Below are 18,273 nucleotides of genomic sequence, written 5' to 3' on the forward strand. Positions count from 1 at the left end.
CGCCCCGCTGGAGCGACCGGTTCAGCTGGGCCGCAGGTGGGTGCGCCGGCTCTTGCGCCCCGCCTCGTACGTGGCCCGCGCCGCCCGCCCCTCCGCCGTGCTGGCGACCTCGGCGACCGGGACGTCCCACCAGGCGCCGGCGTCGGGGCCGGCCTCGAACCGGTCGGTGGTCACGTGCAGCACCGTGGTGCGCGTCGCCGCCGTCGCCGTGTCCAGCGCGGCGCGCAGCTCCGCCATGGTGGACACCCGGATCAGCTCCGCGCCGAGGCTGGCCGCGTTGGCGCCGAGGTCGACCGGCAGCGGCGCCCCCGACCGGTCGAGGTACGCGGTGCCGAGCCGGTGCGCGCCGACGCTCTCGGACAGCCGCCCGATGGAGGCGAAACCGGAGTTGTCGACCAGCACCACGACCAGCTTGACGCCCTCGGCGACAGCGGTGGCCAGCTCGCTCGGCAGCATGAGGTAGGACCCGTCGCCGACGAGCACGAACACCTCGCGGTCCGGCGCGGCGAGCTTCACCCCGATCCCACCGGCGATCTCGTAGCCCATGCAGGAGTAGCCGTACTCGACGTGGTAGCTCTTCGGGTCGGCGCTGCGCCACAGCCGGTGCAGGTCGCCGGGCATCGACCCGGCAGCGCAGACCACCACGCCCCGGTCGCCGGCGGCGTCGTTGACCGCGCCGATCACCGCGGTCTGGCTGGGCGCCGCGTCCGGGGCGGCCTGCCGGGCGGCGTCCGCCACGGCCACCCACCGCTCGCGCAGCCGGGTCACCTGCTCCCGGTAGTCCGGCGGGGTCTCCCAGCCGGCGCAGGCCGCGTCCAGGGCGGCCAGGCTCTCCCGGGCGTCGCCGACCACCTGCGTGCCGGAGAGCTTCGCCGCGTCGAAGCCGGTGATGTTGAGGTTGACGAAGCGCACCCCGTCGCCGAAGAGGGTGCCGGAGGCCGTGGTGAAGTCGCTGTACCGGGTGCCCACCCCGATCACCACGTCCGCGCCGGCCGCGATCTCGTTGGCCGCGGTCGTCCCGGTGACCCCGACCGCGCCGAGGGCCAGCGGATGGTCGTGCGGCATGGCGCCGGTGCCGGCCTGGGTCTCGGCCACCGGCACCCCGTGCTCCTCGGCGAACCAGCGCAGCGCCTCGGTGGCCCCGCTGTAGATCACCCCGCCGCCGGCCACCACCAGCGGCCGGCGCGCCGCCCGCACGATCCCGGCCGCCCGGGCCAGCGCCGCGATGTCCGGCAGCGGTCGGGGCACGTGCCAGACCCGCTCGGCGAACAGCTCGTCCGGCCAGTCGTACGCCTCGGCCTGCACGTCCTGCGGCAGGGCGAGGGTGACCGCGCCGGTCTCCGCCGGGTCGGTGAGCACCCGCATCGCGGCCAGCAGCGCCGCCGGCAACTGCTCCGGCCGGTTGATCCGGTCCCAGTAGCGGGAGACCGGCCGCAGCGCGTCGGTGACGCTGACGTCGTAGGAGCGGGGGTCCTCCAGTTCCTGGAGCACCGGGTTGGCCACCCGGGTGGCGAAGATGTCGCCGGGCAGCAGCAGCACCGGCAGCCGGTTGATGGTGGCGCCCGCCGCGCCGGTGACCAGGTTGGTCGCCCCCGGCCCGATCGAGGTGGTGCAGGCCAGCGTGCTCAGCCGGTCGGTCATCCGGGCGTACGCCGCGGCGGTGTGCACCATGCCCTGCTCGGTGCGGCACAGGTGGTACGGCAGGTCCGCCCCGGCGGCGGCCAGCGCCTCGCCGATGCCGGCGACGTTGCCGTGGCCGAAGATGCCGAAGCAGGCCGGGATGAGCCGTTGCCGCCGCCCGTCGCGTTCGGAGAACTGCCGGGCGAGGAACGTCACGACCGCCTGCGCCACCGTCAACCTGGGCATCACGCCTCTTTCGTTCCGGGCCGGGTCAGCGGCAGCCGCTCGTCGACCGGCTGGTCGGCCCAGCTGCCCCGGATCCAGCCGTGCCGGGGATCGTCCACACAGGCCATGGTCCGGGTCGCCCCCGGCCCGGCCAGCACGTTGAGGTAGTAGAGGTGGTAGCCGGGCGCGGCCATCGACGGCCCGTGGTAGCCGTACGGGACGAGCACCACGTCGCCGGTGCGCACCTCGGCCAGCACGTCGATCGGCCGCTCGGCGGTGCCGTAGACCCGCTGGTAGCCGACCGGCCCGTCGCCGGGCGCGCCGCCGGCCACCTCGAAGTAGTAGATCTCCTCCAGCGCCGCCTCCACCCGCCCGTCGTCGTAGGTCCGGTCCTCCTCGTGCTTGTGCGGCGGGTACGACGACCAGTTGCCACCGGGGGTGAGCACCTCGACGGCGACCAGCCGGTCGCAGTCGAAGGCGTCCGGCGCGCAGAAGTTGTTGACCTGCCGGCTGGCCGGCCCGGCACCGCGCAACTCCACCGGCACGTCCCGGGCCGCGCCGTAGCGGGGCGACATCCGGCGGGTGGCCCGCGCCGAGGGCAGGGCGAAACGGCCGGCGCCGCGGATCGTCGCGGTGGCGTCCCGGGGCAGGTAGGCGAAGTCGGTGACCGCGGCGAACACCGACTCGCGCCCGGTCAGGTTGAGCCGCAGCCCGTCGCAGTGCACGCTGGCCGCCCCGGCCAGCGGCACCACCAGCATCTCCTCCGCCCCGGTGGCGAAGGTCAGTTCGCCGCCGGCGGGCAGGGTGAGCACCCGCAGGCCCGCGTACCGCCAGCCGGCCCACTCGGGGGTCACCTCCAGGGCCCAGGGCGTGCGGGCGGTGCCGCCCCAGGGCAGGTGGGCGTCGGCGGTCCTCATGCCCGTCCTCGCTTCGCTGCCGGCGGGCACGAGGCTCCACGCCCGCTGTGCTGATGATCCGCTCGCGGCCGCTGGCTCATGCGTCCTGCCCGGTGGGCAGCAGCGAGCCGGCCAGGTCCACCGCGGCGGCCACGTCGTCGTCCGGCGGGTAGAGCAGCGCCCGGCCGACCACCAGGCCGCGCACGCCGGGCAGCCGCAGCGCCCGCTGCCACCGCGCGTACACCACGTCCGGCGCCTCCACCGGGTCGCCGCCGAGCAGCAGGACCGGCAGCGTGGTCGCGGCCATCACCGCCTCCATCTCGTCGATCGCCGGCAGCTTCAACCAGGTGTACGCGCTGGTCGCGCCGAGCGCCTGCCCGACGCTGACCCCCTTGATGACCGCCTCGGGGCGCAGGTCGGCGCTGACCCGGCCGTTCGCGCGGGCCACCCAGAGCGGCTCGACCAGGGCGACGGTGCGGTGGGCCGCCAGCGCGGTGACCGCCTGGGCGCAGGCCTGCAGGGTGGAGGCGGTGCCCGGGTCGTCCGGGTCGATGCGGCAGAGCATCTTGCCGCCGTCGTAGCGCATCGCGGCGATGCTGTCGGCGTCGTACGCGGTGAACCGGTCGTCGAGTTCGAAGGTGGCGCCGGAGAGGCCGCCGCGGTTCATCGAGCCGATCGCCAGCCGGTTCTCCAGCGCACCCAGCAGCAGCAGGTCCTCCAGGATGTCGGGGGTGCCGAGCACGCCGTCGACACCGGGCCGGGACAGCGCCAGGCGCAGCCGGTCGAGCAGGTCCGCCCGGCCGGCCATGGCCATCGGCCGGTCCCGCACCCCGAGCGCGCCCCGGGCCGGGTGGTCGGCGGCGATGACGAACAGCGGCCGGCCGGGCTCGGGCCAGGGCCGGCGGGTACGGCGGGCGGCGGCTTCGGCGATCGCCTGCGGCCGGTGCGCGCGGGTGCGGGTCAGCGCGGCGTACTCGGTGCTCACCGGTCTTCTCCTGTCAGGACGGCGGTCGGCGGCGCGGGCGGTGGCGCGGCGTCCCCGGCCAGCGCCGCGGTCTCGGCCAGCGCCGCGGTCTCGGCGTAGTCGGGCATGGCGGCGGAACAGGCCAGGCGGGAGGCGACGATGGCGCCGGCGGCGTTGGCGAAGCGCAGGGTCCGCTCCAGCGGCCAGCCACGCAGCAGCCCGAGGCAGAGCGCCCCGCCGAAGGCGTCGCCGGCGCCCAGCCCGTTGACCACCTCCACCGGCACCGGCGGCACCCGTACGCTCTGCTGCCCGGTGCGGGCGAGCACCCCGGCGGGCCCGAGCTTGACCACGGCGAGCCGGGGCCCGCGGGCCAGCAGCAGGTCCGCGGCCCGGTCCGGGTCGCGGGTGCCGACCGCGACCTCCACCTCGTCGAGGTTGCCGACGGCGACGGTGACCCGGGGCAGCACCTCGGCGACGGCCGCGGTGGCGGTGGCCGGGTCGGGCCAGAACATCGGCCGGTAGTCGAGGTCCAGCACGGTGTGCGGGCGGCCGTCCCGGGCGTCCAGCGCGGCGCCGTGCGCGGCGCGGCTGGGTTGCTGGCACAGCCCGGTGCCGGTGAGCCAGAAGACGCGCGCGGCCACGATCGCCTCCAGGTCCAGCTCGTCGGCGTGGATCTGCAGGTCCGGGGCGGTGGGCGTGCGGTAGAACCAGAGCGGGAAGTGGTCCGGCGGGAAGATCTCGCAGAAGGTGACCGGAGTGGGCAGCCCGTCGACCGGGTGGACCTGGCTGTCGTCCACCCCGTACTCGCGCAGCGCCCGGTGCACGTAGTCGCCGAACGCGTCGGCGCCGGTGCGGGTGATCACTCCCGCGCGCAGCCCCTGCCGGCTGGCCGCCACCGCCACGTTGGTGGGGCTGCCGCCGAGGAACCGGCCGAACCTCTCGACCTCGGCCAGCGGCGTGGCGATCTGCAACGGATAGATGTCCACCCCGACCCGGCCGATGGTGAGCACATCGAGCATGCGGCGCCCTCCGTCCCGGCCGGCGTCGGCGTACCCGCCGGCTCGTTGCCGTCCCTGATTGGTAACAGTGCCGTGCGAGTTGTGTCAATGTGTTGTCATGACATCCGCGCTCTGCGCTCGGTGACCGCTTCGGTACAGTGGCGCCCATCGTTCCCGCCCCGATCCCGCGTAGCCGCAGCGAGGAGGTTTCCGTGACCGGCCCCGAGATCGCGGTCGACCGCAGCAGCCCGGTCCCGCTCTACTTCCAGGTCGCCGAGCAGTTCGCCGCGGCGATCCAGCGTGGCGACCTGGCCCCGGGTGACCGCCTGGACAGCGAGTTGCAGCTGGCCGACCGGTTGGGCCTGTCCCGGCCCACCGTGCGGCAGGCCATCCAGCACCTGGTCGACAAGGGACTGATCGTCCGCCGGCGCGGCGTGGGCACCCAGGTGGTGCGCGGCGAGGTGCGCCGGGCGGTGGAGCTGACCAGCCTGCACGACGACCTGGTCCGGGCCGGCCAGCGCCCGTCCACCTCGGTGCTGGAGCTGGCCGTCGTGCCCTGCCCGCCGGCGGTGGCCAGCGCGCTCGGCCTGCCGCCCGGCGGCGAGGTGCAGCACCTGCGCCGGCTGCGGTTCTCCGACGGCGAGCCCCTCGCGGTGATGGAGAACTGGCTCCCGCTCGACGTGCCGCGGCTGACCATGGAGGCGTTGCAGGCCGACGGCCTGTACGCGATCCTGCGCAGCGGCGGCCGGCGCATCCGCGGCGCCCACCAGCGGATCGGCGCCCGGGCCGCCACCGCGGCCGAGGCGCAGATGCTCGGCGAACGGCGCGGCGCGCCGCTGCTCACCATGACCCGCACCGCCTACGACGACCAGGGCCGCTACGTCGAGCACGGCGCGCACATCTACCGGGCCAGCCGCTACTCGCTGGAGGTGACCGTCGCCGAACGGTGACGGTGCGTGTTTCGCGCTCATTTCAGTGACAGGTATTTACGTCGTCAAGCTGTCATGACATTGTGGCCGCAAGCACCGCCGGCGCGGGACGTGCGGCCGGCGGGCGACCCGCGAGTCTCTTCGAAGTCTCTCCTTGCGAAGGGAAGCAGCCCATGTCAGCCAAGCCGAGACACGCAGCAGGCGTGCTCGCCGCGCTCACCGCCGTCGCTCTCACCGCCACGGCCTGCGGCGGCTCGGACGAGCCCGCCGGCAAGGACGCCAAGAACATCACCCTCACCATCTCCGCCAACGCGATCGCCGGCGGCAAGAACTCCGCCGGTGCGGAGTGGATCCAGAACTGGGTCATCCCCAAGTTCGTCGAGGCACAGAAGGCCAAGGGCGTCACCGCCAAGGTGACGTTCGTGCCCAGCGGCGTCGACGACGAGCAGTTCAAGACCAAGCTGGCCCTGGACCTGCGCTCCAAGGGCGGCGCCGACGTGATCGCCGTGGACGGCATCTGGGTCGGCGAGTTCGTCCAGGCCGGCTACCTCAAGCCGCTGTCCGAGGTGGCCGGCGACCAGGTCGACTCCTGGGAGGGCTGGTCGCAGATCCCGGACACGGTGCAGGGCCTCGGCTCGTTCGAGGACAAGCGCTACGGCATTCCGCTCGGCACCGACGGCCGGGTGCTCTACTACAACAAGAAGCTCTTCGCCCAGGCCGGCCTGCCCGCCGACTGGCAGCCCAAGAGCTGGCAGGAGATCCTCGACGCCGGCGCCAAGCTCAAGGCGCTGCCCGGGGTGACCCCGATCCAGATCAACGCGGGCACCGCGATGGGCGAGGCCACCTCGATGCAGGGCGCCCTGCCGCTGCTGGTCGGCGCCGGCGGCGAGATCTACAAGGACAGCAAGTGGGCCGGCGCCAGTCAGCCGGTCAAGGACATGCTCGACTTCTACGCCAAGGTCTACGGCGGCGGGCTGGGCGACCCGAAGCTGCAACAGGAGGCGAAGGGGCGGGACAAGTCCTTCGCCGAGTTCGCCGCCGGCAAGATCGGCATCCTGGCCGAGGGCGACTACTTCTGGCGCAGCGTGGTGAACCCCAAGGACGGCATCGCCAAGATGGCCGACCGGGACACCACCGTCGGCTACGCGATGATCCCGGCCAAGCAGCCCGGCGCCGGCATCCGCGGCCAGGACTTCGTCAGCATGTCCGGCGGCGGCGTGCGGGTGCTCAACCCCAACTCCAAGTTCCCGTCGCAGGCGTGGGAACTGCTGTCGTTCATGCACTCCGCGGAGGCGGTCAAGGCCGAACTGGCCGGCGCCGCCCGGATCACCGCCCGCACCGACGTCAACAAGGAGGTGCTGGCGGCCGACCCGATGCTCAACTTCGTCGCCGAGAAGGTGCTGCCGATCACCGCGTACCGGCCGCCGCTGGCGGTCTACCCGCAGGTCTCGGTGGCGCTGCAGGAGGCCACCGCCGAGGTCACGGCGGGCAAGAGCGTGGACGAGGCGGCCAGCGCGTACCAGAAGAAGGTCGAAGGGTTCGTCGGTGGTCCAGGTAACGTCACCTCCTGACGAGGTGGTCGAGGGAGTGCGCCCGGCAACGGGCGCCTCCCCGGCCCCCGACGCCGCCGGGCTGGGCCGGGCCCGGGCGACCGGTTTCCTCGTCCCCGCCATGGTGCTGATCCTGGTCTTCCTGGTGGTGCCGGCCGCGTGGACGATCTACCTGGGCGTCACCAACTACCGGCTGACCGGCCTGGCCGCCGCCAATCCGGAGATCGTCGGCCTGGACAACTACACCCAGGCGCTGGGCGACGAGCGGTTCCGCACCTCGCTGCTGCTGACCCTCCAGTTCGTCCTCGGCTCGGCGGTCATCGGACAGGCCGGGCTCGGGTTCGCCATCGCCTTCGCACTGCGCGACCGCCGCGGCCCGCTGCGCCGGCTGGTCGAGGGGTTCGTCCTGCTCTCCTGGATCCTGCCCAGCTCGGTGGTCGCCTTCCTGTGGATCGCTCTGCTCGACCGGGACGCCGGCACGCTCAACGCGCTGCTCGGCATCCCCGGGATGGCCTGGCTGCTCGACTACCCGATGCTGTCGATCATCATCTTCAACACCTGGCGCGGCACCGCGTTCTCGATGATGCTCTACGCCGCCGCGCTGGAGAACGTCCCCCGCTCCCACCTGGAGACCGCCCGGCTGGCCGGCGCGTCGACCTGGCAGCAGCTGCGCGACGTGGTCTTCCCCCGCATCCGCGGGCACGTGCTGACCAACCTGCTGCTGATCAGCCTCTGGACGTTCAACGACTTCGCGCCGTTCCTGATCACCGCCGGCGGCCCCGAGCAGCGCTCGGAGATCCTGCCGGTCTACGTGTACAAGGTGGCGCTCTCCGGCGGCGAACTCGGCTTCGGCGCCGCCATCTCGTTCATCATGCTGCTGATCAACCTGGTCATCGCGCTGGTCTACCTGCGCATGCTGGGCCGGCGGAAGGAGCCGGCGTGACCGCCACCACCGCGCCGTCCGCACCCACCACCGCGCCGCCCGGGCCCACCGGGCCCACCGTCGCGGTACGGCACGTGCTCGCCCAGATCGGCCGCTACACGTTCCTCTGCGCCGTGCTCGGGTTCTTCGCGCTGCCGCTGCTGTGGCTGGCCACCGCCCCGTTCGACGACACCCCGACGGTCACCGCGTCGCTGCCGCAGTTCACCCTGGACAACTTCCGTGCCCTGCTGGACAACCCGTACGCGCTCAGCTCGCTGCTCAACTCGGTCTACCTGGCCGGTGGCACCGCGGCGCTGGTGGTGGTCTTCGCCGCGCTCGCCGCGTACGCGCTGAGCCGGGTCCGGGTGCCCGGCCGGGACGCGCTGCTCTACGGGCTGCTGCTGCTGTCGTCGATCGTCACCGGCACCGCGACCATGGTTCCGCTGTTCGAGCTGGCCTTCCGGCTCAACCTGATCGACTCGCGGCTCGGCGTGATCCTGATTCTCAGTGGCGGCCTGTTGCCCGCGGCCATCTTCATCCTCAAGGACTTCATGGACTCGACGCCGACCTCCTACGAGGAGTCTGCCCGGGTCTTCGGCGCCAGCCCGCTGCAGATCATGCGGCACATCGTGGTGCCGGTGGTCCGTCCGGGCCTGGCCACCGTCGGGGTGTGGGCGGTCGCCAACGTGTGGGGCAACTTCCTGGTGCCGTTCCTGCTGCTGCGCGGCCCGGAGAAGGCCCCCGCCGCGGTGATCATGTACACCCTCTACACCGAGGGCGGCCAGGCCGACCTGCGGCTGCTCTCCACCTTCTCGCTGCTCTACTCGCTGCCGGTGGCGCTCATGTTCGTCTTCGTCAGCAGCCGGTACGGATTCCGCTTCCACGGAGGGATCAAGCGCTGATGTCCGCCATCACCATGCGCGAGCTGACCAAGGTCTACCCCAACGGGGTACGCGCCCTGGACGCCCTCGACCTGGAGATCGCCGACGGCGAGTTCTTCGCCCTGCTCGGCCCCTCCGGCTGCGGCAAGACCACGCTGCTGCGCACCATCGCCGGGCTGGAGGTCGCCTCCGGCGGCAGCGTGCACATCGGCGAGCGCAACGTCACCAACCTGCCCCCGGGCAAGCGCGACGTGGCAATGGTCTTCCAGGACTACGCCCTCTTCCCGCACATGACAGTGCAGGAGAACATCGCCTACCCGCTGCGGATCAAGAAGGTGGACCGCCGCGCCCGCGCGGACAAGGCCGCCGAGACCGCCGACGAGCTGGGCCTGTCCGCGCTGCTGCAACGGCGTCCCGGGCAGCTCTCCGGCGGCCAGCAGCAGCGGGTGGCGCTGGCCCGGGCGATGGCCTGCCACCCGCAGGTGTTCCTGCTCGACGAGCCGCTGTCCAACCTCGACGCCCGGCTCCGGCTGGAGGCGCGCACCTTCCTCAAGCGGCTGCAACGCGAACTCGGGGTGACCACCGTCTTCGTCACCCACGACCAGGCCGAGGCGCTGGCCCTGGCCGACCGGATCGCGGTCATGGAGGGCGGGCGGATCCGCCAGGTCGGCACCCCCACCGAGGTGTTCCGCCGTCCCGCCAACACCTTCGTCGCCGGCTTCATCGGCTCCACCCCGATGAACCTGGTCGACGCCCGGGTGGACGGCGACGAACTGGTCGTGGGGCGGGCCCGGCTGCCACTGCCCGAGGACGCCCGCGGCCAGGTCGGCGACGGCGAGCGGCTGGTCTACGGGGTCCGGCCGGAGTACCTCGACTACTCCCCCACCCCGGTTCCCGGCGCGCTGACCGGGCAGGTGGTGGTCGTGGAGAACCTGGGCAGCGTCTCGCTGGTCTCCCTGGACGTGCCCGGCGACGACGCCGCCGAGGCGCCCGGGGACGCCGGCTCGACCGGGGACGCCGGCACGACCGGGGCGGGCGGCGCGGCCGGGGCGGGCGGCGCGGCCGGCGACGCCGGCGGGCGGACCAGCGTGCAGGTGGTGGTCGCCGAGGGGGGCGAACCAACACCGGGCGACACCGGCTGGGTGGTGCCCCGGCCCGGCCGGTCGCTGCTCTACCGCGACGGCGACCTGGTCACCGTCGCCGAGGCGGCGAGCGTGCCGGCGCCGCGCGCCGGAGCCGGGGTGCAGGGCTGAGCATGGTCACGCACCGGGGCACGTGGACCCTCCAGGACCGGGCCGACGACGTGATGCGGTCCCTGCCGGTCACCGTCGCGCCCGGCACGGCCGCGCTCACCGTCCGGCTGGACTACCCGCGCGCGGCCGGGGTGCTCGACCTCGGCTGCGTCGGCCCGGCCGGCTTCCGCGGCTGGTCCGGCGGCGCCCGCGACGGCTACACCGTGGCCGCCGACTGGGCCACCCCCGGCTACCTCCCCGGCGAGTTGGAACCCGGCGAGTGGCAGGTGCTGCTGCGGCTGCACCGCATCCCGCCCGACGGGCTGGCGTACGAGGTCACCGCCACCACCAGCGACACCGCGCCACCGGCTCCCGAGCCGCCGGCCGCGCCGCCGCGCCCCGACCGGCCGCCCCGCCGGGACCTGCCCGGCGTCGACGGCCGGCACTGGCTCGCCGGTGACCTGCACGCGCACACCGTGCACAGCGACGGCGCGCAGAGCATCGACGAACTCGCCGCGCTCGCCGCCTCCCGCGGGCTGGACTTCCTCGCCGTCACCGACCACAACACCGTCAGCCACCACCCGTGGCTGCCGGCCGCCTCCGGCCGCTACGGCATCACCCTGCTGCCCGGGCAGGAGGTGACCACCGACCGGGGGCACGCCAACGTCTTCGGCCCGGTGGGCTGGGTCGACTTCCGCCGGCCACCGGACGAGTGGCTCGCCGCCGCCCGGCGCGACGGCGGGCTGATGTCGGTCAACCACCCGCTCGGCGGCGACTGCGCCTGGCGGCAGCCGCTGGCCGACCGGACCCCGCTGGTCGAGGTCTGGCACTCCGGCTGGTGGGACCGCACCTGGGGCGCCCCGCTGGCCTGGGCGCGGGCGTGGCGGGCGGACGTCGTACCGGTCGGCGGCAGCGACTACCACCGCCCGGACGCCGACGCGCTGCCCGGCGCCCCCACCACCTGGGTGCTCGCCGACCGGGACGCGCCGCCCGGGGACGCCGTGCTGGACGCGCTGCGCGGCGGCCGTACCGCCATCTCCGCCGACCCGTACGGGCCGCTGCTGCTGCGCCTCGGCGACGAGCTGCTGGTGCTCGACGCCGACGGCGCGCTGCTGGCCTACCCGGACGGGCGGCACCGGCTGGTCCGCGGCGACCGGTGCCTGCTACCGGCCGGCGACGGGTTGCACGTCCTGGAGTCCCACCGCATGGAGGTGATCGCACTGTGCAGCTGACCGGACGCACACGGGTGGCCGGCGCCCCCGTCAACTACGGCATCTACCAGCCCACCGGCGCACCCGTCGGCCCCGACGACCTGCTCGCCGCGCTGGCCGACGACGGCTACACCGGGGTGGACTCCGGCCCGATCGGCTACCTCGGCACCGGCGAGGCCCTCGCCCGCCGGCTGGACACGACGGGCATCGCGCTCGCCGGCGGCTGGGTCGACCTGCGCTTCGCCGACCCGGCCGGCTTCGCCGACGACCTGGCCCAGCTCGACGCGGCGCTCGACGTGTTCACCGCCGCGCCGGTCGACGACCACCGGTTCGCGCCCCGGCCGACCCTGGCCTGCCCCGGCAACCCGGCCCGGATGGCCCGCCCCGGCGCCCCGACCGACCTGGCCTCGGCGCTGCCCGCCGCGGCCTGGCCGGACTTCGCGGCCCGGGTGCAGCAGGCCGCCGACCGGTGCCGCGACCGCGGTCTGGAGCCGGTGTTCCACTACCACCTCGGCACCGACGTGGAGACCGAGGCGGAGGCCGACCGGCTGCTCGAACTCACCGACATCGCGGTCTGCCTGGACACCGGGCACCTGGCGCTGGCCGGCGGCGACCCGGTGGCCGCGGTACGCCGCTGGGCCGGGCGGATCGGTCAGGTGCACCTCAAGGACGCCGACCTCGCCGCGCACGCCCGGGTCCGGGCGGCCGGCGGCGGGCTGATGGACGTGGTCGCCGCGGGCGGCTTCTGCGCACTGGGCCGCGGCGACGTCGACCTCGCCGGGGTGCTCGCCGGCCTCGACGCCACCGGCTACACCGGCTGGCTGGTGATCGAACAGGACGCTCCGGCGGACGGCCGGGACCTCGACCGGATCCGCGCCGACCAGCACGCCAATCTCCGCTGGCTCGAGGAGGCGCTGCGATGACCGAGCCGGGCAAGCGGATCCGGATCGCGGTGGCCGGGCTGGGCATCATCGCCCGCACCGTCCACCTGCCGCTGCTGCAACGCCGGAGCGACCTGTTCGAGATCGTCGCGCTGGCCGACCTGTCCCCGACCCGGGTGGCCGAGCTGGGCGAGCGGTACGGCGTGGAACCGGCCCGCCGCCACACCGACGCGGCCCGGATGGTGACCGACGGCGGCTGCGACGGGGTGCTGCTGGCCACCTCCGGCTCGCACGGCGAGCTGGCCGCGCTGGCGCTGCGCGCCGGGCTGCCGGTGCTCTCCGAGAAGCCGCTGGCGTACACGATCGCCGAGACCGACCGGCTGGCCGAGCTGGCCGGTGGCGGCACCGCCCTGATGGTCGGCTACATGAAGCAGTACGACCCGGCGGTGGCCGAGGCCGCGCGGCTGCTGGCGGAGCTCGGCGGCGCGGAGCGGGTGCACGCGGTGGAGGTGACCGTGCTGCACGCCGGCGGCGACCGGCAGCTGCGCTTCGCCAACCTGCCGCCGGCCCCCGGCGACGTGCCGGCCGAGGAGGCGACCCGGTTCGCCGCCGCCGACCGGGCGCTGCTGGACGCCGCCGTCGGCGCGGACCCGGACGCCCGCACCCTCTACCAGATCCTGGTCAACAGCATCTCGCACGACCTGTCCCTGCTGCGGCTCTTCACCGGCGCACCGGCCACCGTGGAGCAGGTGGCCACCTGGCCGCTGACCCCGGCCGGCCCGGCCGAGCCGTCCGTGGAGATCAGCGGGCGGCTGCCCGGTGGCGCCCGCTACGGCATCCGGTGGCTCAACCTGCCCGACTACCCGGCCTACCGGGAGACGGTCACCCTGCACCACGCCCGCGGCTCGCTGGAGCTGGTGTTCCCCTCGCCGTACCTGCTCAACGCGCCCACCACGCTGACCGTGGTGGACGAGCACGGCGGCGGCGAGCGGCGGGCCGCGTTCCGGTCGGTGACCGAGGCGTTCGAGCAGGAACTGGTCGCGTTCCACGCGATGGTCACCGCGGGCGCCGCGCCGCTGACCGGGATCGCCGAGGGCGCGGCCGACGTACGGACCAGCCAGCAGGTGGTACGCCGCTACGGGGAGCTGACCGGGGCGGCGATCGGCGGAGAGGCGGCGAGCTGATGGGGCGACCGACCGAGATCATCGTGGTGCCACACACCCACTGGGACCGGGAGTGGTACGAGCCGTTCCAGCGCTTCCGGTTGCGGCTGGTGGCGCTGCTGGACGACGTGTTCGACCGGATGGAGCGCGATCCGCGACAGCGGTTCACCCTGGACGGGCAGCTCGCCGCGGTCGACGACTACCTGGAGGTCCGCCCGGAACGGCGGGAGCAGGTGATCGCCCTGGTCCGCGCCGGGCGGCTGGCGGTGGGCCCGTGGCAGATCCTGCTCGACGAGTTCCTCTGCTCCGGCGAGAACATCGTCCGCAACCTGGAACGCGGGCTGGCCCGCAGCGCCGACCTGGGCGGCGCCATGCCGGTCGGCTACCTGCCCGACATGTTCGGCCACATCGCCCAGATGCCGCAGATCCTGGCCGGCGCCGGGCTGGCCCACGCCTGCGTGTTCCGCGGCGTGCCCGAGGGGATGCACCGCCACGCGTTCGCCTGGCAGGCGCCCGACGGCACCACCGTCCGCACCGAGTACCTGCCCGGCGGCTACGGCAACGCGGCCGCGCTGATGGAGGACCCCGCGCAGGTCACCCGCCGGGCCGCCGACCTGGCCGGCAAGCTCGCCGACTGGCGGTTCGACGGCGAGGACACCCCGGTACTGGCGATGTACGGCACCGACCACGCCGCCCCGGCGCCGGACGCGCCCGACCTGCTCGCCGCCGCCGACCTCGCGGATGTCCGGCTGCGGCTGGGCACCCTCGCCGAGTACTTCGCCACCCAACCGGCCACCGTCGACGGCCTGCCCGTCGTCCGGGGGGAACTGCGCTCGCACGCCCGGGCCAACATCCTGCCCGGCGTGATCTCCGTCCGCGGCCACCTGAAGCGGGCGATGAACCGCGCCGAGCGGCGGGTCGAACGGTACGCCGAACCGCTCGCCGCGCTCACCCACGACGGTTCCGTGCAGCGCTTCCTCGACATGGCCTGGACCCGGCTGATCGACGCCAGCTGCCACGACTCGGTGACCGGCTGCGGCTGCGACGAGACCGCCGAGCAGGTCGCCGCCCGCCTCGCCGAGGCCGACCAGCTCGGCCGGGCGGTCTGCGACCTGGTCGGCGCGCGGCTGGCCGCGGCCGTGCCCCGGGACGGCTACCTGGTGTTCAACCCCACCCCGGCCGCGCGCACCGCCGTGGTCCGCCTGGACGTGGCGGCACCGGCCGACGCCACCGTGGCCCTGGCCGACGCCGCCGGCCGCAGCGTGGCCGCGCAGGTCCTCGACCGGGGCCGGACGCTGCTCGCCGACGACCTGGTGCCGGCGGCCGACCTGCCCGCCGTGCTCACCCGGGTGCACGGCCGCGAACTGTACGGCCAGGAGGTGACCGCCTGGTCCGTCTCGCCCGACGACGCCACCCTCACCTTCCAGGTGGCGCGGCACGGCGACCCGGCCTTCGACGTGGCGGACGTGCGGCTGGCGCTGGCCGCGGCCGGGCCGCACGACCACTGGCGGGTACGCATCCTCGCCGCGCCCCGGGCCACCGTCGCCGCCCTGGTCGAGGTGCCGCCGCTCGGGCGCGCCGCGGTCCGGCCGGTGCCGCTGCCGGCGACGGCGGACCCTCGGTTCGCCCCGGTGCGGGTGGCCGGCCGCAGCGTCGACAACGGGCTGCTGCGGGTGGACGTCGCCGAGGACGGCACGCTGGCGCTGAGCACCCCGGACGGCGTGACGGTCGACGGGGTCGGCCGGGTGGTCGACGGCGGCGACGTGGGCGACAGCTACAACTACGCCCCGCCGGCCGCCGATGAGGTGGTCGACAAGCCGCGCGCGGTGCGCACCGTGGTCCGCCACGACGGGCCGCTGGTCGCCGTCCTCGACGTGGTGCGGGAGTACCGCTGGCCGGTGGCCGCGGACGTCGACGCCGGTTCCCGCGCGGTGGACCACGAGGCGATCGTCGTCACCACCCGGGTGGAGCTGCGCTGCGGCGAGCCGTTCGTCCGGCTGCGCGTCGAGTTCGACAACCGCTGCGACGACCACCGGGTGCGGCTGCACCTGCCGCTGCCGTCGCCGGCCGACACCTCGTACGCCGAGGGGCAGTTCGCCGTCGTGCGGCGGGGGCTGACCGCGGAGGGCGGCGGCGGTGAGGTGCCGTTGCCGACGTTCCCGGCCAACGGGTTCGTCGCCGCCGGCGGGCCGGACGGCGCCCTCGCGGTGCTGCTCACCCAGCCCACCGAGTACGAGCTGACCGACTCGGGTCGGGAACTGGCGGTCACCCTGCTGCGGTCGATCGGGATGCTGTCACGCAACCGGCACGCGCTGCGCGACGAGCCGGCCGGTCCGCAACTGCCCACCCCCGAGGCGCAGTGCCGCGGCCTGCGCACTGTCGAGCTGGCGGTGCTGCCGTACCGGGGCGGCTGGCACTCCGCCGGGGTGCTGGCGGCCGCCGAGGCGTACCGGCACGAGCTGCTGGCCTTCCCCGGCACGGCCGACCCGGCCACCGAGCTGCCGGCGCCGGCGGTCGGGCTCGCCGTGGACGGCGCCGGCGTCGCGCTGACCAGCGTGCGGGACCGGGCGGGCCGCACCGAGGTGCGGCTGGTGGCGCAGACCCCGACGGACACGGTCGCCGTGCTCGGCGGCGCCGACATCCGCGGGGCGTGCCGGGCGGACCTGCTCGGCCGGCCGGGCGAGCCGCTCGGCGTCGACGGTGACGGGCGGGTCCGGGTGCCGCTGCGGGCCTGGGAGATCGCCACCGTGCAGCTCGACCTGGGCTGACCCGGTGGGTCCGGCGGGCCCCCGCCCCCGCCGGACCCACCGCCGGTGGTTGCCGGCCTGGCGACCGAGCCGACGTGGTCCGGACGACCCGGTACAGCCGGCCCGGCGGACAGCGACTCCCGCCCGTCCGTACCGCAGTCCCGCCGAGCAGCGGGATCTTCCGGCGGAAACACCCTCATAACCGGCGCGCCGTAACGGTAGAAGGTTTCACCCGCGCTGAAACTGGTGAAGGTGGGCCCAGCACCTGCGCCCAAGGGGGGATCATCCGTGCCCGAAACCAGCCTCGACCGGTCCGACCACCAGGCCGACCGTCCCGAAGAGGTGACCGACCCGCTGCTGTGGAAGCTGGCTCTGGAGGTGGCCGACGCCCACGAGCCGGACGGCGACGGCGGCTGCCGCAACCTGCTCTGCGCCGGCCAGTCCTGGCCCTGCGCCGCGTGGAACAACGCCCAGCACGCGTTGAGCGTGGCGCGGGCCGACACCCCGCCGGCGCCGCCCGCCGCGGACCGCGAGCCGGTCACCGGCTGGGCCGCCACCGCGCCGGCCCAGCGCCGGCCGGCCTCCCGGGTCGCCGCCTAACCAGCTCATCGGATCGATGCCGGCCACCCGACGGGTGGTCGGCATCGTCGTGTCCGGGCCCCTGTGACGCACCTGACTTTTGTTTAGCTAAGTCAGGTGCGGTAGCGTCGCCGGCATGACCGACGACCTGCTCGCCGACCGGGACTCCTGGCTGACCAGCACCTGCTCGATCGCCCGGGCCCTGGACGTGGTCGGCAACCGCACCACCCTCCTGCTGCTGCGCGAGGCGTCGCTGGGCACCCGCCGCTTCGACGCGTTCGCCCGCCGGGCCGGCGTCAGCGAGCCGGTCGCCGCCGCGCGGCTCCGCCAGCTCGTCGCCGACGGGCTGCTGGAACGGCACCCCTACCGGGAGCCCGGCCAGCGCACCCGCGACGAGTACCACCTCACCCGCAAGGGCGCCGAGCTACTGCCGGTGCTCACCGCGCTGCGCCAGTGGGGCGACGCCTGGGCCGCCGACGAGGCGGGGCCCGCGATCCGCCTCGAACACCACGACTGCGGCGCCGCCGTGCACGCCCGGCTGCGCTGCGACGCCGGCCACGACGTCGCCGCCGACGAGATCGCCGTACGCCCGGGGCCCGGCCTGCGCCGCGCCGACCGGAACCCGCCGACGGCGCCCTGAACCCCACCCCGGCACGTGACCGTCACGGGCCCGACTCAGCCAGGAGCACGCACATGAAGATCGCCGGAACCACCGCCCTCGTCACCGGCGCCAACCGGGGCTTCGGCCGGCACCTCGCCGCCGAGCTGACCGCCCGCGGCGCCACCGTCTACGCGGGCGCGCGCGACCCCGACCGGATCGACCTGCCCGGCGTCACGCCGGTGCGGCTGGACATCACCGACCCCGCCTCGGTGGCCGCCGCCGCCGACCGCGCCGGCGACGTCACGCTCCTGGTCAACAACGCCGGCTCGGCCACCGGCGCGGACCTGCTCGACGCCGACCTCGACCGGATCCGGCTGGAGCTGGAGACCCACTACGTCGGCACGCTGTCCATGGTCCGCGCGTTCGCCCCGGTCATCGCCGGCAACGGCGGCGGGTCGATCCTCAACGTGCTGTCGGTGCTGTCCTGGGTGAGCTTCCCGCACCTGGGCGCGTACAGCGCGGCGAAATCCGCCGAGTGGTCGATGACCAACGCGCTGCGCGCCCAGCTCGCCGGGCGCGGCATCCGGGTCGCCGGCCTGCACGTCGGGTACATGGACACCGACATGGCCGCCGGCGTCACCGGGCCGAAGTCCGACCCGGCCGACATCGCCCGGATCGCGGTGGACGGCATCGAGGCCGACGCGTACGAGATCGTCGCCGACGACGTCAGCCGGCAGGTGCGCGCCGGGCTCGCCGGTGGGGTCGCCGCGCTCTACCCGCGGCTGCCGTGACCGGCGGTGGGGGGGGGCCCCCGGGGCCGCCCCCCCCGCCGCGGCCCCGGCGGGGGGGGGCGACCGCCCGGGGGGCAGGGTGT

Annotated in this window: 16 protein-coding genes; 12 read left to right on the forward strand and 4 right to left on the reverse strand. The window is 74.9% G+C overall.

From position 1 onward, the window contains the following. Nucleotides 1-21: 21 nt before the first annotated feature. From iolD to iolC, 4 genes are all read right to left on the reverse strand, one after another. Nucleotides 22-1,866 (reverse strand): 3D-(3,5/4)-trihydroxycyclohexane-1,2-dione acylhydrolase (decyclizing), encoded by a 1,845-nt coding sequence (gene iolD, locus SM577_RS30660; protein WP_474588610.1) that lies wholly within the window; start codon nucleotides 1,864-1,866, stop codon nucleotides 22-24. Beyond that, a complete protein-coding gene (gene iolB, locus SM577_RS30665) occupies nucleotides 1,866-2,762 on the reverse strand; it encodes a 5-deoxy-glucuronate isomerase (protein WP_474588611.1) in 897 nt (298 codons plus the stop codon). Before iolB ends, iolD begins: the two co-directional genes overlap by 1 nt. Before the next feature lie 76 nt (nucleotides 2,763-2,838). After that, entirely contained in the window at nucleotides 2,839-3,726 is an 888-nt protein-coding gene (locus SM577_RS30670) for a Cgl0159 family (beta/alpha)8-fold protein (protein ID WP_302922054.1), read from the reverse strand. Next, nucleotides 3,723-4,724, reverse strand: a complete 1,002-nt coding sequence (iolC, locus tag SM577_RS30675; RefSeq protein WP_474588612.1) for a 5-dehydro-2-deoxygluconokinase — start codon at nucleotides 4,722-4,724, stop codon at nucleotides 3,723-3,725. Before iolC ends, SM577_RS30670 begins: the two co-directional genes overlap by 4 nt. 191 nt (nucleotides 4,725-4,915) lie before the next feature. On the opposite strand from iolC, the gene SM577_RS30680 reads away from it, so the two are divergent. The 12 genes from SM577_RS30680 (at nucleotide 4,916) to SM577_RS30735 (ending at nucleotide 18,190) form a co-directional block, all read left to right on the forward strand. Next, entirely contained in the window at nucleotides 4,916-5,653 is a 738-nt protein-coding gene (locus SM577_RS30680) for a GntR family transcriptional regulator (protein ID WP_302922056.1), read from the forward strand. A gap of 152 nt (nucleotides 5,654-5,805) precedes the next feature. Beyond that, a complete protein-coding gene (locus tag SM577_RS30685) occupies nucleotides 5,806-7,203 on the forward strand; it encodes an extracellular solute-binding protein (RefSeq protein WP_302922057.1) in 1,398 nt (465 codons plus the stop codon). Further along, a complete protein-coding gene (locus tag SM577_RS30690; protein WP_302922058.1) occupies nucleotides 7,178-8,125 on the forward strand; it encodes a carbohydrate ABC transporter permease in 948 nt (315 codons plus the stop codon). Before SM577_RS30685 ends, SM577_RS30690 begins: the two co-directional genes overlap by 26 nt. Beyond that, nucleotides 8,122-9,006 (forward strand): carbohydrate ABC transporter permease, encoded by an 885-nt coding sequence (locus tag SM577_RS30695; protein WP_302922059.1) that lies wholly within the window; start codon nucleotides 8,122-8,124, stop codon nucleotides 9,004-9,006. Before SM577_RS30690 ends, SM577_RS30695 begins: the two co-directional genes overlap by 4 nt. Then, nucleotides 9,006-10,238, forward strand: coding sequence for an ABC transporter ATP-binding protein (locus tag SM577_RS30700; RefSeq protein WP_474588613.1), 1,233 nt, complete (start codon nucleotides 9,006-9,008; stop codon nucleotides 10,236-10,238). The genes SM577_RS30695 and SM577_RS30700 overlap by 1 nt, the downstream gene beginning before the upstream one ends. Nucleotides 10,239-10,240: 2 nt before the next feature. Continuing rightward, the gene (locus SM577_RS30705) at nucleotides 10,241-11,449 is read left to right on the forward strand and encodes a CehA/McbA family metallohydrolase (RefSeq protein ID WP_474580023.1); all 1,209 of its coding nucleotides are present in this window, start codon (nucleotides 10,241-10,243) and stop codon (nucleotides 11,447-11,449) included. Next, entirely contained in the window at nucleotides 11,440-12,351 is a 912-nt protein-coding gene (locus SM577_RS30710; protein ID WP_302922062.1) for a sugar phosphate isomerase/epimerase family protein, read from the forward strand. The genes SM577_RS30705 and SM577_RS30710 overlap by 10 nt, the downstream gene beginning before the upstream one ends. Then, on the forward strand, nucleotides 12,348-13,493 hold the full coding sequence (locus tag SM577_RS30715) for a Gfo/Idh/MocA family protein (RefSeq protein WP_474588614.1): 1,146 nt from the start codon (nucleotides 12,348-12,350) through the stop codon (nucleotides 13,491-13,493). Before SM577_RS30710 ends, SM577_RS30715 begins: the two co-directional genes overlap by 4 nt. Then, nucleotides 13,493-16,240, forward strand: a complete 2,748-nt coding sequence (locus SM577_RS30720) for a glycoside hydrolase family 38 N-terminal domain-containing protein (protein ID WP_474588615.1) — start codon at nucleotides 13,493-13,495, stop codon at nucleotides 16,238-16,240. The genes SM577_RS30715 and SM577_RS30720 overlap by 1 nt, the downstream gene beginning before the upstream one ends. Nucleotides 16,241-16,507: 267 nt before the next feature. After that, the gene (locus SM577_RS30725) at nucleotides 16,508-16,819 is read left to right on the forward strand and encodes a hypothetical protein (RefSeq protein ID WP_302922065.1); all 312 of its coding nucleotides are present in this window, start codon (nucleotides 16,508-16,510) and stop codon (nucleotides 16,817-16,819) included. 115 nt (nucleotides 16,820-16,934) lie between these two features. Next, nucleotides 16,935-17,438 carry a winged helix-turn-helix transcriptional regulator gene (locus SM577_RS30730; RefSeq protein ID WP_302922066.1) on the forward strand — a complete coding sequence of 168 codons (504 nt, stop codon included), beginning with the start codon at nucleotides 16,935-16,937 and terminating at the stop codon, nucleotides 17,436-17,438. Between the two features lie 53 nt (nucleotides 17,439-17,491). Further along, nucleotides 17,492-18,190: an SDR family oxidoreductase gene (locus SM577_RS30735; protein ID WP_474580026.1), complete on the forward strand. Its 699-nt coding sequence runs from the start codon at nucleotides 17,492-17,494 to the stop codon at nucleotides 18,188-18,190. Nucleotides 18,191-18,273 lie beyond the last annotated feature (83 nt).

The sequence above is a fragment of the Micromonospora desertarenae genome (assembly GCF_056150265.1).

Coding starts and splice junctions, on each gene's coding strand:
- SM577_RS30700 (WP_474588613.1), top strand. CDS start 9,006: ATGTCCGCCATCACCATGCGCGAGCTGACCAAGGTCTACCCCAACGGG.
- iolD (WP_474588610.1), bottom strand. CDS start 1,866: ATGCCCAGGTTGACGGTGGCGCAGGCGGTCGTGACGTTCCTCGCCCGG.
- iolB (WP_474588611.1), bottom strand. CDS start 2,762: ATGAGGACCGCCGACGCCCACCTGCCCTGGGGCGGCACCGCCCGCACG.
- SM577_RS30720 (WP_474588615.1), top strand. CDS start 13,493: ATGGGGCGACCGACCGAGATCATCGTGGTGCCACACACCCACTGGGAC.
- SM577_RS30730 (WP_302922066.1), top strand. CDS start 16,935: ATGACCGACGACCTGCTCGCCGACCGGGACTCCTGGCTGACCAGCACC.
- SM577_RS30685 (WP_302922057.1), top strand. CDS start 5,806: ATGTCAGCCAAGCCGAGACACGCAGCAGGCGTGCTCGCCGCGCTCACC.
- SM577_RS30705 (WP_474580023.1), top strand. CDS start 10,241: ATGGTCACGCACCGGGGCACGTGGACCCTCCAGGACCGGGCCGACGAC.
- iolC (WP_474588612.1), bottom strand. CDS start 4,724: ATGCTCGATGTGCTCACCATCGGCCGGGTCGGGGTGGACATCTATCCG.
- SM577_RS30715 (WP_474588614.1), top strand. CDS start 12,348: ATGACCGAGCCGGGCAAGCGGATCCGGATCGCGGTGGCCGGGCTGGGC.
- SM577_RS30735 (WP_474580026.1), top strand. CDS start 17,492: ATGAAGATCGCCGGAACCACCGCCCTCGTCACCGGCGCCAACCGGGGC.